General features: G+C 72.2%; 15 protein-coding genes. 10 read left to right on the top strand and 5 right to left on the bottom strand.

From position 1 onward, the window contains the following. Nucleotides 1–14: 14 nt before the first annotated feature. Complete coding sequence (locus ACFWPS_RS15715; RefSeq protein WP_383705199.1) at nucleotides 15–2135, bottom strand: prolyl oligopeptidase family serine peptidase; 2121 nt, start codon at nucleotides 2133–2135, stop codon at nucleotides 15–17. A 202-nt stretch (nucleotides 2136–2337) separates the two neighbouring features. Between ACFWPS_RS15715 and ACFWPS_RS15710 the strand changes: the two genes are divergently transcribed. The 8 genes from ACFWPS_RS15710 (at nucleotide 2338) to ACFWPS_RS15675 (ending at nucleotide 10087) form a co-directional block, all read left to right on the top strand. Continuing rightward, nucleotides 2338–2532 (top strand): hypothetical protein, encoded by a 195-nt coding sequence (locus tag ACFWPS_RS15710; protein ID WP_089098958.1) that lies wholly within the window; start codon nucleotides 2338–2340, stop codon nucleotides 2530–2532. 71 nt (nucleotides 2533–2603) lie between these two features. Beyond that, nucleotides 2604–3509 carry an N-acetyl-1-D-myo-inositol-2-amino-2-deoxy-alpha-D-glucopyranoside deacetylase gene (gene mshB / locus ACFWPS_RS15705; protein WP_383705197.1) on the top strand — a complete coding sequence of 302 codons (906 nt, stop codon included), beginning with the start codon at nucleotides 2604–2606 and terminating at the stop codon, nucleotides 3507–3509. Beyond that, nucleotides 3506–3922: a DUF6113 family protein gene (locus ACFWPS_RS15700; RefSeq protein WP_383705196.1), complete on the top strand. Its 417-nt coding sequence runs from the start codon at nucleotides 3506–3508 to the stop codon at nucleotides 3920–3922. Before mshB ends, ACFWPS_RS15700 begins: the two co-directional genes overlap by 4 nt. A 156-nt stretch (nucleotides 3923–4078) precedes the next feature. Further along, the gene (locus ACFWPS_RS15695) at nucleotides 4079–6454 is read left to right on the top strand and encodes a hypothetical protein (protein WP_383705194.1); all 2376 of its coding nucleotides are present in this window, start codon (nucleotides 4079–4081) and stop codon (nucleotides 6452–6454) included. Nucleotides 6455–6589: 135 nt separating this feature from the next. Then, a complete protein-coding gene (locus ACFWPS_RS15690; protein ID WP_383705192.1) occupies nucleotides 6590–7534 on the top strand; it encodes an ABC transporter ATP-binding protein in 945 nt (314 codons plus the stop codon). After that, a complete protein-coding gene (locus ACFWPS_RS15685) occupies nucleotides 7531–8271 on the top strand; it encodes an ABC transporter permease (RefSeq protein ID WP_383705190.1) in 741 nt (246 codons plus the stop codon). Before ACFWPS_RS15690 ends, ACFWPS_RS15685 begins: the two co-directional genes overlap by 4 nt. A gap of 5 nt (nucleotides 8272–8276) precedes the next feature. After that, nucleotides 8277–9476 (top strand): sensor histidine kinase, encoded by a 1200-nt coding sequence (locus tag ACFWPS_RS15680; protein ID WP_383705394.1) that lies wholly within the window; start codon nucleotides 8277–8279, stop codon nucleotides 9474–9476. Then, complete coding sequence (locus tag ACFWPS_RS15675) at nucleotides 9473–10087, top strand: response regulator transcription factor (protein WP_217553866.1); 615 nt, start codon at nucleotides 9473–9475, stop codon at nucleotides 10085–10087. The genes ACFWPS_RS15680 and ACFWPS_RS15675 overlap by 4 nt, the downstream gene beginning before the upstream one ends. Nucleotides 10088–10123: 36 nt before the next feature. Here ACFWPS_RS15675 and ACFWPS_RS15670 read toward each other — a convergent pair whose 3' ends face one another. Continuing rightward, the gene (locus ACFWPS_RS15670; RefSeq protein ID WP_383705188.1) at nucleotides 10124–10987 is read right to left on the bottom strand and encodes a transglutaminase-like domain-containing protein; all 864 of its coding nucleotides are present in this window, start codon (nucleotides 10985–10987) and stop codon (nucleotides 10124–10126) included. Nucleotides 10988–11037: 50 nt separating this feature from the next. Next, nucleotides 11038–12051, bottom strand: a complete 1014-nt coding sequence (locus ACFWPS_RS15665) for a GNAT family N-acetyltransferase (protein ID WP_383705186.1) — start codon at nucleotides 12049–12051, stop codon at nucleotides 11038–11040. A 140-nt stretch (nucleotides 12052–12191) separates the two neighbouring features. On the opposite strand from ACFWPS_RS15665, the gene fdxA reads away from it, so the two are divergent. Then, on the top strand, nucleotides 12192–12518 hold the full coding sequence (gene fdxA, locus ACFWPS_RS15660) for a ferredoxin (RefSeq protein WP_046730523.1): 327 nt from the start codon (nucleotides 12192–12194) through the stop codon (nucleotides 12516–12518). A gap of 140 nt (nucleotides 12519–12658) precedes the next feature. Beyond that, nucleotides 12659–13753, top strand: coding sequence for a bifunctional succinyldiaminopimelate transaminase/glutamate-prephenate aminotransferase (locus ACFWPS_RS15655; RefSeq protein ID WP_383705183.1), 1095 nt, complete (start codon nucleotides 12659–12661; stop codon nucleotides 13751–13753). A 160-nt stretch (nucleotides 13754–13913) separates the two neighbouring features. Here the strand turns inward: ACFWPS_RS15655 and ACFWPS_RS15650 are convergent, their stop codons facing one another. Further along, nucleotides 13914–14345 carry an ATP-binding protein gene (locus tag ACFWPS_RS15650; RefSeq protein ID WP_383705181.1) on the bottom strand — a complete coding sequence of 144 codons (432 nt, stop codon included), beginning with the start codon at nucleotides 14343–14345 and terminating at the stop codon, nucleotides 13914–13916. A gap of 271 nt (nucleotides 14346–14616) precedes the next feature. Beyond that, complete coding sequence (locus ACFWPS_RS15645; RefSeq protein ID WP_383705179.1) at nucleotides 14617–15645, bottom strand: heavy metal transporter; 1029 nt, start codon at nucleotides 15643–15645, stop codon at nucleotides 14617–14619. Nucleotides 15646–15714 lie beyond the last annotated feature (69 nt).

Raw genomic sequence — 15714 nt, 5'->3', positions numbered from 1 at the left:
TGGAGCGCTGTCGCTCAGCCCAGTCCGAGAGCGCGCCGGAGGAAGTCCAGCTGGAGCAGCAGCAGGTTCTCCGCCACCTGTTCCTGTGGGGTCATGTGGGTCACGCCCGACAGGGGGAGCACCTCGTGCGGGCGGCCCGCTGCCAGCAGGGCGCTGGACAGGCGCAGTGAGTGGGCCACCACCACGTTGTCGTCCGCCAGTCCGTGGATGATCATCATCGGGCGGTGGGGTTCGGCCGCGTCTACCAGGCCGGTGTCGTCGATCACCGAGTTGCGGCGGTAGACCTCCGGCTGTTCGGCCGGGTGGCCGAGGTAGCGCTCCTGGTAGTGGGTGTCGTACAGGCGCAGGTCGGTCACCGGGGCGCCCACCACCGCCGCGTGGAAGACGTCCGGGCGGCGCAGGGCCGCGAGGGCGGCGAGGTAGCCGCCGAAGGACCAGCCGCGGATCGCCACCTTGGTCAGGTCGAGGGGGAAGTCGGCGGCGAGCGCCTGGAGCGCGTCGACCTGGTCCTGGAGGACGATCGCCGCGATGTCGTCCTTGATGGACTTCTCCCAAGCCGGGGAGTGGCCGGGCGTGCCCCGCCCGTCGGCGACGATCACCGCGAAGCCCTGGTCGGCGAACCACTGCGAGGTGAGGTGGGCGTTGTGGGCGGCGACCACGCGCTGGCCGTGCGGACCCCCGTACGGGTCGAGCAAAACCGGAAGGGGAGTGTCCCCGCGGTAGTCCTGTGGCATAAGCACGGCGCACGGAATTCGGCGTGCGCCCCCCACGGTGAGCGTCACGCGCGGGGACAAACCGGGGTCTTCGGCGTATGACGTGACAGTCGCCAGGTGCTTTCCCTCGCGCAGCACCTGGACCCGGGCGCCCGGACTGTCCAGGGTGGCGGAGACCAGTACGGTCACGCCCCCGGCGCGCACCGCCGTGTGCACGCCGGGCTCCTGCGACACGCGCTCCACGCCGAGCTCGTTCACGCGGTAGACGTGCACCTCGCCGATCTCGGGGGACTCCGACTCCTCGCCGGCGGACGCGGAAACCAGCACGTCATCGGCGGTCACGTCGAGAACCGCCCGGATGTGCAACTGGGGTCCCGTGAGCGGCCGTTCACCCACCGCGAGCACCCGGGCACCGCCCTCGTCGGCGATCCGGACCAGCTGTCCCGAGGGGCTCCAGCAGGGCACCCCACCGAACAGTTCAAGCCATGTTGGATCTTCGTCGGCGTGCACCATCCGGGTCGCCCCCGACCCCGGGTCCACGGCCAGGAACAGCTGGCTGCGCTGGTCGCGCGCCTGTACGAGGAGCAGTGGTGCACCCGCCTCTGACCAGTGCACATGTGCCAGGTACGGGTAGCGTGCCCGATCCCAGGAGACCTCCGTGCGCTCCCCGTCCAGGCCGTGGACGAACAGGCGTACGTCCGCGTTCTCGGTGCCCGCCGCCGGGTAGGCGACATGATGTGGCTCACGCTCCGGGTGGGCGGGGTCGGCGATCCACCACCGCCGTACCGGCGTGTCGTCCACGCGCGCCACGAGCAGCCGGTCGGACTGCGGCGACCACCAGAAGCCGCGCGAGCGCCCCATCTCCTCGGCCGCGATGAACTCGGCCAATCCGTAGGTGACCTGTTCCGACTCCGGCTCGGCGAGCGCCCGGTCGCCCTCGCCCTCGGCGCCCACCACGCGCAGGGCGCCCTCCGCGACGTACGCGACATGACGGCCGTCGGGGGACGGGCGCGGGTCGATCACCGGCCCGGGGACTCGGAGTTCGCGTGCCGTGCCGACCCTGAGCTCGGCCGTGAAAAGCCGCCCTGACAAGGCGAAAGACGCCAGCTCCAGGGCTGTGTCGGTGGCGTAGCCGACGATGCCGGCGCCGCCCTCGCGGCTGCGTTCGCGACGGGCCCGCTCCTGGGGCGAGAGGTGCTCGTCGGCACCGCCGAGCAGGGTGCGCGGGTCCGCCGCGAGGCGCTCCTCGCCACTCGGTACGTCGAGAATCCAGAGGGAGTTGGCGCGGTCCGTGCCGGAGCCGGAGCGCAGAAACGCCACGCGGGAGCCGTCGGGGGCCACAGTGAACGCGCGCGGCGCGCCGAGCGTGAAACGCTGGGTGCGGGCGTGCCGGCGGGGGAATGAGACAGCCTCGGTCGTCATCCCCCGACCATATTGGCCATGCGCCCCCTTGTGCGGCCGTGCGCCGAGCGATGCGCGAGCACGCATAGTTATGATCACTACCGCTGAGTGGGTATGAACCCGCTGGCATGCGCATGGATTTGCTGTACCGATCTACAACCTGATCTACAACCCCCATAGTCCGAACCCCCCGCGTCCCTGGGATCTTTGGAGGTGAGCCGCCGTGGCACTCTCGATTTCGGCGGTGGTGCTGCTGGCGATCATCGTCTTCTTGTTGATCAAGAAGTCAGGTCTGAAAGGCGGTCATGCGGTCGTCTGCATGCTGCTCGGTTTCTATCTCGCCTCCTCGACCATCGCGCCGACGATCAGCGATCTGACGACGAACGTCGCCAGCATGATCGGCAGCATCAAGTTCTGACCCCGATCGCTTTTCGCACCGGTCGACCGGGGCTGCGCGGCACTGTCGGTGTCGTTTCGTAGGGTGGGCACATGACGGAACTGCCCGCCCCCAGCCTTCGGCCGGGGGGACCCCCATCGCGCTTCGCGCGCCGTCTGTTGCTCGTGCACGCGCACCCGGACGACGAGTCGATCAACAACGGCGCCACCATGGCCCACTACGCGGCCCAGGGCGCCCATGTGACGCTGGTCACCTGCACCCTCGGCGAGGGCGGCGAGGTCATCCCGCCCGAGCTGCGGCATCTCACCGGCCCCGCCCTGGGCGAGTACCGGCTGGGCGAGCTCGCCACCGCCATGCGCGAGCTCGGTGTCGAGGACTTCCGGCTGCTCGGCGGCCCCGGCCGCTACCGCGACTCCGGAATGATGGGCCTGCCCGACAACGACGCACCCGACTGCTTCTGGCAGGCCGACCTCGACGAGGCCGCCGGGCATCTGGCCGAGGTGATCCTGGAGACCCGCCCCCACGTCCTCGTCACCTACGACGACAACGGCGGGTACGGCCACCCGGACCACATCCAGGCCCACCGCGTCGCGATGAGAGCCGTCGAACTGGCCGCCGAGGCCGGCCACCGCATCCCCAAGGTCTACTGGAACCGCGTTCCGCGTGCGGTCGCCGAGGCCGCCTTCGCCCGGCTCCAGGAGGACCTGCCGGGGCTGCCCTTCGGCAAGTCCGCCGCCGTCGACGACGTACCAGGCGTGGTCGACGACCGCCGTGTCACCACCGAGATCGACGGCGCCGCGTACGCCGGTGCAAAGGCCGCCGCGATGGCCGCCCACGCCACCCAGGTCGAGGTGGCACCGCACGGCGCCCGTTACTTCGCGCTCTCCAACGAGCTCGCGCAGCCCGTGTTCACCACGGAGTTCTACGAGTTGGTGGGCGGCGAGCCCGGCGCCGCGCGCGAGACCGACCTGTTCGCGGGCCTGGGGGAGGCGTCATGAGTTCCGGTGGCCGCGGGTCGACACTCGCGCAACCTCTGCAGGCGCCCTCGGCCGGTCGGGTCGCGGCTCTCCTCGGGCTGGTCGTGCTCGGGGCCGTGGTCGGCGCCGCCGGGGCCCTCGTCCAGGCCGGCTGGTTCCCTGGCGGGCTGCTGCTCGCCCTGGCCGGCGCCGCCGGGCTCTTCCTCGGCGGGGCCCGGGCCATGCTGAGCCGCTCGGGGGCCGTCGCCCCCGCGTTCGGGTGGGTCGTCGCCGTCATCTTCCTCACCGCCAGTCGGCCGGAAGGCGACTTCCTGTTCGGCGCGGGAGTCGGCTCGTACCTCTTCCTGCTCGGCGGCATGGCGCTGGCTGTGATCTGCGCCACAGTAGGTTTGGGGCGGCAACCTCAGGCGGACGATGCCCGACTTGGCAAGTGACCTACCACTTCGCCGTGGGGCGCCCGTGGGAGTCCGGTGTGGGTTTCCCCAGCGGTCATGGGATAAGCGTCAGAAGTGGCCAGTATGGTGGTGCGCGCCGCCGAGCCGCCCCAGCAAGGTCGTCACAGGCGGTGGAGCCAACCGGGAGAACCTGCCTTGAGTCGTGAAACTGACACTCCGTCCTCCGGGCCCAACGGGCGCGGAGGATCCGCATACCCCTCGGGCACGCCGCCGTACGGGACCCCCATGGCTTCCGACGACGGTACGGACGCGGCCCGTTCGGCCGCTCAGCCGGAGGAGCGCAAGACCGAGACCACGCTGACGACGCGGATCCGGATCAACATCCCCGGCTCCCGGCCGATTCCGCCCGTGGTCGTCCGTACTCCCGTCGCGGACGTCGACGGCGGCGCTTCCGGTGCCGCCGGCACGGGCGGCACCAGCGAGGAGACGGGCACGCACGCGCTGCCGACGGGCGCCGCCATGTCCACCGGCACCGTCGAGCCGCCCGCCGCCGAACCGGCGCCCGCTCCCGCCGCCGAGGAGAAGGCCAGCGACTGGTTCGCGCCGCGCAAGTCCGGCCCGGCCAAGGGCGGTCCGCGCGGCGGTGCCACCAACGGCGGCGGAGCGCCCGGCGGTTCCCCCGCCGCGGCACCGAACGGCCCGGCGACCCAGGGCGGTGCGCGTCCGGGCGGCGGCCGTCCCGGCGGTGTCGTCGGCTCCATGAGCGTGCCGGGCACGTCCCGGCCCGGCGCGACCAACGGCGCGGGGCTGCCCACCGGCGCGACCGGCGGCCCGGTGGCCCCCGGGCACGGTGGCGGCACCGGCTCCTTCGACGTGACCGAGGCGCTCGCCGCGGGCCCCCTCGGCGGCTCCCGGGGCGGCGCCAAGGGCGGCGGCGACGCCCGCCGCGACGACCTGCCGTACTTCTCCGACAACGGCGGGCAGAACGGCGCCCAGGCCGGTCCCGGCGCGCCGGGCGGCGGTCCGGCCGGTCCCGGTGGCCCCAGCGGCTTCAACGGGCCGGGCGGCCCCGGCGGCCCCGGCGGACCGCAGGGCCCGGCGGGCCCCACCGGCGGCCCGGTCACCGGGAACGGCCCGTTCGTCCCGCCGGTCAACGGCGGAGAGTCCTTTGGCGGCCCGGCCGGCCCGGGCGGAATGGGCGGCCCGGGCGGCGAGGCATTCAACGGCGGTGAGCCGTTCGGCACCCCGGGCGGTCCCGCGGGCCCCGGCGGCGGCCCCGCTCGCCCCGGTGGCCCCGGTGGCCCTCGCGCCCGTACCGGCCAGGCCCGGCCCGGCGCCCGCACCGCCCCCGGCGGTCCCGGCCTGCCCGGCGGCGGTCTGAGCGACGACACCGCGATCCTCACCCCGCAGAAGTTCGCCCCCGAACCGGGCATGCCCGGCTACGGCACCCCGGCGGACAACGTCTCCGGACACACCGTAACCAGCGGCATCCCGGTCGTGCCGCCGGGCGCCAACTCCCCGTTCGCGCCGGGCGCGCCCACCGACGGGCCGCTTCCGCACACGCCTCCGAAGCTGCCCGAGCCGGTCTCGCCGCCCCCGGCCAAGGGCAAGGGCAAGGCGAAGGCCAAGAAGAAGCGCGGCAAGCTGCCGCTGCTCGGCGGTGTCGTGGTGGTCGCAGGCCTCGGCGTCTACGGCGCCGGGCTGCTCATGAACCACTCCGACGTGCCCAAGGGCACCACCGTGCTCGGCGTCGACATCGGCGGCGGCACCCGCGACGACGCGGTCAAGAAGCTCGACGAGGCGTTCGGCAACCGGGTGAACAAGCCGCTGAAGCTGTCGGTCGACGGCAAGACGGTGTCCCTCCAGCCGGACCAGGCGGGCCTGCAGTTCGACATGCAGTCCACGGTGGAGGCGGCCGCCAAGAGCGACTACAACCCCGTCTCCGTGATCGGCTCCCTGTTCGGCCAGAAGCGGGTCGTCGCCCCCGACATGCCGGTCGACGAGGAGAAGCTCCAGGCCGCCCTCAAGGGCCTCGGCGGCAGCTCCGGCTCGGTCACCGAGGGCACGATCAAGTTCACCTCCGGCAAGGCCGTCGCGGTCTACGGCAAGGCGGGCAAGGGCATCGACGCGGCCGCCTCCACGAACGCGGTCAAGCAGGCGTACGAGACGATGGTCGAGACCGACACGTCCTCGGCGGTGAACGTGCCGACGACCACCGTGCAGCCGTCCGTCTCCAACGCCGAGGTCGACCGCGAGATGAAGGCGTTCGCGAAGCCGGCGATGTCGGCGTTCGTCACGGTGAAGACGGACACCGGCGTCCAGCTGCAGTTCAGCCCGCAGAACTCCCTGTGGAAGTTCCTCCGGGTCAAGGTCGTCGACGGCAAGCTCGTCGACAGCCCCGACCTGGACGCGCTCAAGGGGCTCTACGGCAACACCTTCGACAGCGTCAAGATCGCCCGCGCCAGCGGCGAGAAGACGGCCGTCACCCCGCAGGACGTCTACGTCGCCCTGCGCCAGGCCCTGCTGAGCAAGACCAACCGGGTCGGCGTCATCGACACCAACCCGAACTGACCGGTGACGAAGGGGCGCCCGGTGCTCACCGGGCGCCCCTTCGCGCTTGTCACGCGCTGCTCATGACATCTGTCATGCGGCTCTCCGGACGGTCGGCACTGCCCCCGGCCAGGGGCCCGCCGCCAGCATGGAGGCATGACAACGACAGCGGCGACGACGGCCACCGGAACCCCGGTGGTGGTCGGGTTCGACCAAGTGAGCAAGACCTACGGGAACGTGCGGGCCGTCGACGGGCTCTCGCTGCGGCTGCACCCGGGGGAGACCGTGGCCCTGCTCGGGCCCAACGGCGCGGGCAAGTCGACCACGCTCGACCTGCTGCTCGGCCTCAAGCAGGCCGACACCGGCGCGGTGAGCGTGTTCGGTCTGAGCCCGCGCGAGGCCATCGTCGCCGGACGCGTGGGCGCGATGCTGCAGAGCGGCGGCCTGATGGACGAGGTCACCGTCCGGGAACTGGTCAAGCTCGCCTGCGACCTGCACCCCAAGCCGTACAAGGTCACCGACGTCCTCGCCCGCGCGGGTGTCTCGCAGATCGCCGACCGAAAGGTCAACAAGCTCTCCGGCGGCCAGTCCCAGCGCGTCCGCTTCGCCCTCGCCACCGCCGGTGACAGCGACCTGATCGTCCTGGACGAGCCCACCACCGGCATGGACGTCTCCGCCCGCCAGGCGTTCTGGGCCACCATGCGCGAACAGGCCGACCAGGGGCGGACCGTCCTGTTCGCCACGCACTACCTGGAGGAGGCCGACGCCATCGCGGACCGGGTGCTGGTGCTGCACCGCGGCCGGCTCCTCGCCGACGGGACGGCCGCGGAGATCAAGGCGAAGGCCGGGGCGAGAAGGATCTCCTTCGACCTGGAGGGCGAGATCGACGAGGCCCCGCTGCGGGCACTGCCCTTCCTGACGGCCGTCGACATCTCCGGCCAGACGATCCGCATCCAGTCCGCCGACGCCGACGCCACCGTCCACGCCCTCTACGGCCTGGGTCTCTACCCCCGCAACCTCGAAGTCGCCGGGCTCGGCCTGGAGCAGGCGTTCGTCGCCATCACGGAGGCCGAAGAGGCCAAGGAGGCCACCCGATCATGAACGCCCTGATCAAGCTGGAGCTCGCCCGCGCCCTGCGCAACCGCAAGTTCCTGTTCTTCTCGGTGATCTACCCCACGACCATCTTCCTGCTGGTCGCGAGCCAGGGCGGCACCAACGACACCGTCGACAACTCGGGACTGTCCGTCGCCGCGTACGTGATGGTCTCCATGGCCTCCTTCGGCGCCCTCACCGCCGTCCTGATGGGCAACAGCGAGCGCATCGCGAAGGAGCGGGAGAGCGGCTGGGTACGGCAGCTGCGGCTGACCACACTGCCCGGGCGCGGCTACGTCCTCGCCAAGACCGCCAGCGCCGCCGTGGTGAGCCTGCCCTCCATCGTGGTCGTCTTCCTGGTCGCCGCCTCGGTCAAGCACGTACGCCTGGACGCCTGGCAGTGGTTCGCTCTGACCGGCGCGATCTGGGCCGGCAGCCTGGTCTTCGCCGCGCTCGGCGTCGCCATCGGCTACCTCGCCTCCGGGGACGCGGTCCGCCCGATCACGATGATCACCTACTTCGGCCTGTCGATCCTCGGCGGCCTGTGGTGGCCGTCCTCCTCCTTCCCGACCTGGCTCCAGGACATCGCGAAGTGGCTGCCCACGCACGCGTACGCTGCACTCGGGCGGGCCATCGAGCAGAGCCGGGCCCCGCACGCCCAGGACATCGCCATCCTCGTCGTCTTCTTCGCCCTCTTCGTCGGCGGCGCGGCCTGGCTGTACCGGAAGGACACGCTGAAGGCGTGAGCACGATGACGGAAGACCTGCGGTCCGAGGACGAAGCCCGGGCGGACCGGCTGGTGCGGATCGGCCGGCCGCCCCGCACCCGGAGCGAGGCGATGCGCAAGCTGGTGTGGGTCCTGCCCTGGCTGGTCTTCCTGGCCTCCCCGGCACAGGACCTGGCCTCCGGCCATCACACCACCGCGGCCACGGCGGCCGGCTGGGCGGGCCTGACGGCCTTCGTAGGGACCTACCTGACCATCGTCTTCCGCTCCATGGGCCGGCCCTACCGCGGCTGGATCGTCACCGCCGCGATCGTCGTGGAGGGGGCGCTCGCGGTCACGCTGGCCTTCAGTCTCGGCGGCTCCTGGTTCGGCCTGTTCGTGTACGTCTCCGTGATGTGCGGGGTGACCTTCCCGCTGCGGATCGCCTACTGGACGATCCCGCTGACCACCGCCGCCATGGTGCTGGCCGGCTGGTACGTCCACGACATGGACGAGGCGTGGGGCCTGTTCCTGGTGGTGCTGCTGGTCGGCTTCTCCATGACCGGCATCCGGCAACTCGTCGCCACCACCATCGAGTTGCGCAAGGCCCGCGCCACCGTCGCCCAACTGGCCGCCAACGAGGAGCGCTTGCGCCTCGCGCGTGACCTGCACGACCTGCTGGGCCATTCGCTCTCCCTGATCACCCTGAAGAGCGAGCTGGCCGGCCGGATGCTCCCCGACCACCCCGACAAGGCGGCCCAGCAGGTCTCCGACATCGAACAGGTCAGCCGCCAGGCCCTGGTGGACGTCCGTGAGGCGGTCACCGGCTACCGGCGGCCCCGGCTCGCCGCCGAACTGGCGGGCGCCCAGGTCGCCCTGACCGCCGCCGCGGTCACCGCCGAGGTCCCGGCCGACCCCGACCTCACCGACGTGCCCGAGGACGGCGAGGCGGCCCTCGCGTGGGCGCTGCGGGAGGCGATCACCAACGTCGTACGGCACAGCGGTGCGAGCGTATGCACGGTGGAACTGCTGCGCCGGCAGACCCTGGACGGCCCGGTCCTCGAACTCGCCGTCGAGGACAACGGTTCGGGCGGCTCCGGCAAGGGCCCCGGCAACGGGCTCACCGGGCTGACCGAGCGGTTGGAGAAGGCGGGCGGCACGCTGGAGGCGGGTCGTGCGAAGCGTGGTTTCCGGCTGGTCGCCCGGGTCCCGCTCGGCTCCGGCATGGCCGTAGGATCCGGGGCATGAGCAGCACGATCAAGGTCCTCCTCGCGGAGGACCAGTCGATGGTCCGCGAGGCCCTGGCCGCCCTGCTCGGCCTGGAGGACGACATCGAGGTCGTGGCCCAGGTCGCCCGCGGCGACGAGGTGTTGCCGACGGCCCGGCAGCACGACATCGACGTCGCCCTGCTCGACATCGAGATGCCGGGCTGCACGGGCATCGAGGCGGCGGCCCAGCTCCACAAGGCGCTGCCGGCGGTGAAACTGGTCGTCCTCACCACCTTCGGCCGCCCCGGCTACCTCCGCAGCGCGATGGAGGCGGGCGCCGACGCGTTCCTGGTCAAGGACGCCCCCGCCGCCCAGCTCGCCGAGGCGGTCCGCAAGGTCCTCGCCGGCGAACGGGTCATCGACCCCACGCTCGCGGCGGCGGCCCTGGCCGAGGGCGCCAACCCCCTGACCGACCGCGAACGCGAGGTCCTCCGCGCGGCGGCCGACGGCTCGACCAACGCGGAACTGGCGGCAGCGCTGCACCTTTCGCAGGGGACGGTACGCAACTACCTCTCGACGGCGATCCAGAAACTGGCGGTACGGAACAGGGCGGAAGCGGTCCGGATCGCGAGAGAGAAGGGCTGGCTGTAGGAGGGGGACCGGTGGGGTGAGAGGGGCCGGCGGGGCTCAGTTGAGACGTGCCCGTGCCGCCCGGGCCTCCCCCCGTACCTTCTCCGCCGCCCTTTCGTCGACGACGTCGATCAGCCCCGCGTACTCCTCCAACTCCTCGGCCCCGTCCACGAAGTCGCCCCGTTCCACCAGCAACCGCGCCCGCTCGTACCGCAGTCGCGCCGGATGCGACGGCATCAGCAGGGAGAGGTCCACCCCCCACAGCCCCACGTCCGAGCGCTCGGGGCGGGCCGCCGCCCACGCCCGTACGTTGTTCAGGATCCGCCGTACGACGTCCAGGGCATCGGCCGGCTCCAGCATCGCCGGCTCCAGCGGCACCCCGGCCGCCCCCACCACCAGGAGCTCCGCGTCCGCCCCGGTCAGCACCCGCCCCCCGTCGAACGGATCGGCCAGCACCTGCTCCTCCGCCGCCCCGAACCCGACCACGAAGTGCCCCGGCAGCGCGACCCCGTACACAGGCGCCCCCGCCCGCCGGGTGACCTCCAGCCACACCACGGACAGCAGGATCGGCAGCCCGCGCCGCCGCCGCAGCACCTCGTGCAGCAGCGAGGACTCCAGCCGCTGGTAGTCCGTGGCGGCGCCCCGGAAACCGAACCGTTCGCCAAGGACCCGGTGCGCCGCGGTAGCCCACGCGTGCGGCCCGCCCGGCCGGTACGGCAGCTGCCCGGCCAGCCGGTCCAGTTCCATCTGCGCCGCGTCGATCCCGGCCTCGTCCAGCGAGCCGTCGGCCGCCGCGCCCAGCAGCAGACACAGCGTCGTCAGATCGGGCCGCTCGGACCGCGCCTCCTCGGCGAACCGCCCCCGTACCTCGGCGGCCCGCCCCGACGACGGCGGACGTGGATGTGGCTGACCGGAAGCCATAGCTGTCTCGTGCCCCTTCGGAATGATCGGTACCGCCTCGGCTCCAGGATTCAGGAGCCGTCCGTCTCCGGCGCCCGGTAGTGGTGGTAGGAGTGGTGCGCCGCGAAGCCCAGCCGCCCGTACAGCGCCCGCGCCCCCTCGTTGTCCGTCTCCACCTGCAGCCAGGCCGCCGACGCGCCCTCCTCCAGCGCCCGGCGCGCGAGCGCGGCCATGACCTCGGTGGCCAGCCCCCGCCGCCGCAGGGCCGGATCCACCTCGACGGCGGCGAACCCGGCCCACCTGCCGTCCACCACCAGCCGCCCGATGGCCGCGGGAGCTGCTGCGGAGGCCTCGCCGGGCACGGTCGCGAACCACACCGACGGCCCACTGCCGAGCACCTTCAGCGCAACCTCGCTCACTCCCTTGCGCTGGTACCGCGCCAGCCAGTCCGGGTCGGCCGCCCGGGCGAGCGCCACACCGGCTCCCGCCGCCCGGTCCGCCACCGGCGCCAGCCCTCCGGTCCACAGCTCGGCGCTCACCTCGCGCACCCACCCACGCCGCTCCAGCTCCGCACAGAGCAGCTCCTGTGTGCCCTCGGCGCCGGTCGCGGTCTGCACGTAGGCGGGCAGCCCCCGCGCGCCGTACCACCGCCGTACGGCCGCCAGCGCCGCGTCCAGCGGCAGCCCGGGATCACCGAGCGGCAGCACGCTGTTCGCCCGCCGCGTGAACCCCGCGGCCGCCCGCAGCTCCCACTCGCCGAGCCGCTCGCTCTCCACCGGCCGCCACCCGCGCGCGGCGACACGCGCGAGCTCCCGATAGGTCGCCGCGGGTCCCCGGCGGCGCGCCGGAGCGGCCGGCACCACCTTCCCCGCCACCAGCGCGGACTCCGGTATCCGGACGGTCTCCCCGTCCCGCCGTGTGATCGTCAGCATGCCGTCGTCGTCCCATGATGTGAGAACACCCACCGTGTCGGTGAACTTCTCCACGCCGACACCATTTCCGGTCAAACGGCGCACGGACACCCGTTTACCCACGTCAGCAGCGGTGATGCGGACCTCGAAGCGTCCTGCGGCAGAGATTTCCACTGGTCAGTTCACCCCTCCTGTTCGGATCATGCCCGGGAACGGAGATACTAGGGGCGGGCATCGACGACGCCGCGCTCCCGCGCGCCAGGCGGCGGAGCCTACGGAGGCCCGCCAGCGCCCAATCGAGGAGGAACGACAGCGTGACCTACGTCATCGCGCAGCCTTGTGTCGACGTGAAGGACAAGGCGTGCATCGAGGAGTGCCCGGTCGACTGCATCTACGAGGGCCAGCGGTCCTTGTACATCCACCCGGACGAATGCGTTGACTGCGGCGCCTGTGAACCGGTCTGCCCGGTCGAGGCGATCTTCTACGAGGACGACACTCCGGAGGAGTGGAAGGACTACTACAAGGCCAACGTCGAGTTCTTCGACGATCTCGGTTCCCCGGGCGGCGCCAGCAAGCTGGGCCTGATCGAGCGCGACCACCCCTTCATCGCCGCGCTGCCCCCGCAGGCCGAAGCCGAGTAACACCCGCACCGGCGGCCCCGCCGCAAGACCGTGCCGCCTCGGTCCCGTACGGCCTGATCACGCCCGATCAGCGCCTGCGGGACCGAGGCGTTTGCCGTACCGGACGTACCGGTCGTACCGAAGAAAGTGAGCAAGGAACCGTGTCCGCAGTCTCCGACCGTCTGCCCACCTTCCCCTGGGACAAGCTGGAACCGTACAAGAAGACGGCAGCGGCGCACCCGGACGGCATCGTCGACCTGTCGGTCGGCACCCCGGTGGACCCGGTCCCCGACCTGATCCAGAAGGCCCTGATCGACGCGGCCGACTCGCCCGGCTATCCCACGGTCTGGGGCACCCCGGCGCTGCGCGACGCGATCACCGCCTGGGTCACCCGCCGCCTCGGCGCCCGGGACGTCACCCACCACCACGTCCTGCCGATCGTCGGCTCCAAGGAACTCGTCGCCTGGCTCCCCACCCAGCTGGGCCTCGGCCCCGGCGACCGCGTCGCCTACCCGCGCCTCGCGTACCCCACCTACGAGGTCGGCGCCCGCCTGGCCCGCGCCGGCCACGAGGTCTACGACGATCCGCGCGACCTGGACCCGACGAACCTGAAGCTCCTCTGGCTGAACTCCCCGTCCAACCCGACGGGCAAGGTCCTTTCGAAGCAGGAGCTCACGGAGATCGTCGCCTGGGCCCGCACCCACGGCGTCCTGCTCTTCTCCGACGAGTGCTACCTGGAGCTGGGCTGGGAGGCCGACCCGGTCTCGGTCCTGCACCCGGACGTGAACGGCGGCTCGTACGACGGCATCGTGGCCGTCCACTCGCTCTCCAAGCGCTCCAACCTCGCCGGCTACCGCGCGGCCTTCCTGGCCGGCGACCCGGCGGTCCTCGGCCCCCTCCTGGAGATCCGCAAGCACGGCGGCATGATGACGTCGGCCCCGACCCAGGCGGCGGTGGTGGCGGCCCTGTCCGACGACACCCACGTCCACGAACAGCGCGAGCGCTACGCCGCCCGCCGCGGCCTCCTCCGCGAGGCCCTCCTCTCCCACGGCTTCCGCATCGAACACAGCGAGGCGAGCCTCTATCTGTGGGCGACGAGGGACGAGTCCTGCTGGCAGACGGTGTCCCACCTGGCGGACCTGGGCATCCTGGTGGCCCCCGGTGACTTCTACGGCGAGGCCGGCGAGAACTTCGTACGCGTGGCCCTGACGGCGACGGACGAGCGCGTGCGAGCGGCCGTGGAGCGGCTTTCCTGAAACCCGCCCCAGCTGGAGCGCCCCGTAAGGGGCGCGGGGCTGTATCAATTTGCGGCTCCGCCGCGTGGGCGCGACCAGCCCCCACCGGCCCGCACCCGAAACACAACGGAAAGGGACCCAGGGAAAACCCCGGGTCCCTTCCGACAGGCGGCTGGACAACTCAGCCCAGCGGCAGACCCTTGACGGGCAGCCCACCCTTGGCGAGCCCGTCCGTCGGCAGCCCACCCTTCGTCGCGGTGGACGCCGTGTCACCCAGCAGCCCACCGGCGGAGCCGGCCGCGTCGCCCGCGGTGTGCTGCACCACCGGCGCCGCCTTCTTGACGGTCTTGCCACCGGTCTTGCCCGCGGCCGGCACCGCCGACTCGACCGCCTTGCCGCCGGTGTGGCCGACGACCCCGGTGACGTGCTGCGCCGCACCGTCGGCGGTGTTGCCGACGTTCGCCCCGTCCAGCGCGGTCAGACCGCCCAGGTTCGGGGTGGCCGGCAGACTCGGGGCCGCGCCGGCGGAGCCGGCCGCACCGACCCCGGCAGCCGCCCCCGCTGCGACGAGCAGCGCGGCACGGGCGATCCGGCGGGTCAGAGGGAGGGACATGGTGCTCCATTCGACGGGAGGGAACGTGATCGCCGTGACTACCGCTCGAAGCGCGCGAAGGTTGCGGAGGCCCAAGGTAAAGAATTGATAACGCATCGCATTATCGGGTGTGGAGAAAAACGGGCAAACGGTGCCCTGTCGAGGGATCCGCAGAATCCTTACGGCTCAGTTTTCCCATGGAAATTCACGCATGTACGAGTGACCGTGCGAAAACGTGGGCACGCCACGCATGCGTCGCGTCCCCGCTGACCCGCCGGAGGGAACCCCCGAACTACTGTCCGGTCACGATCCGCACCGAGCCCGCGGACTTCTCCGCTCCGCCCGCGCCCTGCGTGCCGGACGTCGTCTCCCACTGGCTGTCCGTGCTCCCGGCCGCCCACTCCCGGCCCGCGTACGACACCCGCTGGATGTGCAGCGCCGAGGAGTTGGCCACCGCCCAGTGCGCCAGCTGCCAGCCGCGCTCGCTCTCGGTGCGGCCCGACTTGTCCTTCTTCTTCCCCTCCGGCACCGGCACGGTCACGGTCCGCCCGTGCGCCGTGGCGGTCACGCTCGGCGTCGGCGTCGGCGTCGCCGAACTCGCGGACGAGCCGCTCACCTCCGCGCCGGCCTCCTCGACCGCGTCCCGCCCGAAGTCCCGCACGAGCGCGGTCCGTACCGCGTCCGTACCCGTACCCGTACCGGTACTCGTCGCCGTCGCCGCCTCCGTGCGGGCCGCCGGGCGCCCGTCACAGGTCAGCGTGGCCGCCGCCTGCCCGGTCAGGGCCGCCGCGAGCAGCGTGGCGTCGGTCTCGTGCTTGGCGTACGCCTCCGGGTACCCGCTGCGCTGGACGCGCTGTGCGGCCACCGTCAGCGGCAGGGTCTCGTAGTCGGGCACCTTGGCGAGGTGGGCGTAGAAGATGCCCGCCGCGTACGCCGGGTCCAGGATCTGCTTCTCGGTGCCCCAGCCCTGCGAGGGCCGCTGCTGGAACAGGCCCAGCGAATCGCGGTCGCCGTGTTCGATGTTGAGCAGCCCGGACTCCTGGATCGCGGTCGCCAGGGCGATGGCCACCGCCCGCTCGGGCATACCGCGGCCGGTGCCGACGGCGGCGATCGTCGCCGCGTTCACCGCCTGCTCGGGGGTGAACTCGTAGGACTCGCCGTCGCTTCGGCCCGAGACGACCTTGCAGCCCTCGGCGCCACCGCCGCCGGTGACGTACTGGACGACCAGGTAGGCCGCGACGGCGCACAGAATGAGCAAGCCCGAGACGAAACGCAGGACGCGGCTGCGACGCTTGGGGCGGATGGGGGACGGCTCTGGCACGCGTACAACATACTGGAGAGTACGAGCCGCCCACCCCCGGGTCCGGAAGCCTGTGAACCCGCCCGCGGG

The organism is Streptomyces sp. NPDC058457 (assembly GCF_042720695.1).
Classification (GTDB): Bacteria; Actinomycetota; Actinomycetes; order Streptomycetales; family Streptomycetaceae; genus Streptomyces.
This window is presented reverse-complemented; position numbering and strand designations above follow the sequence as displayed.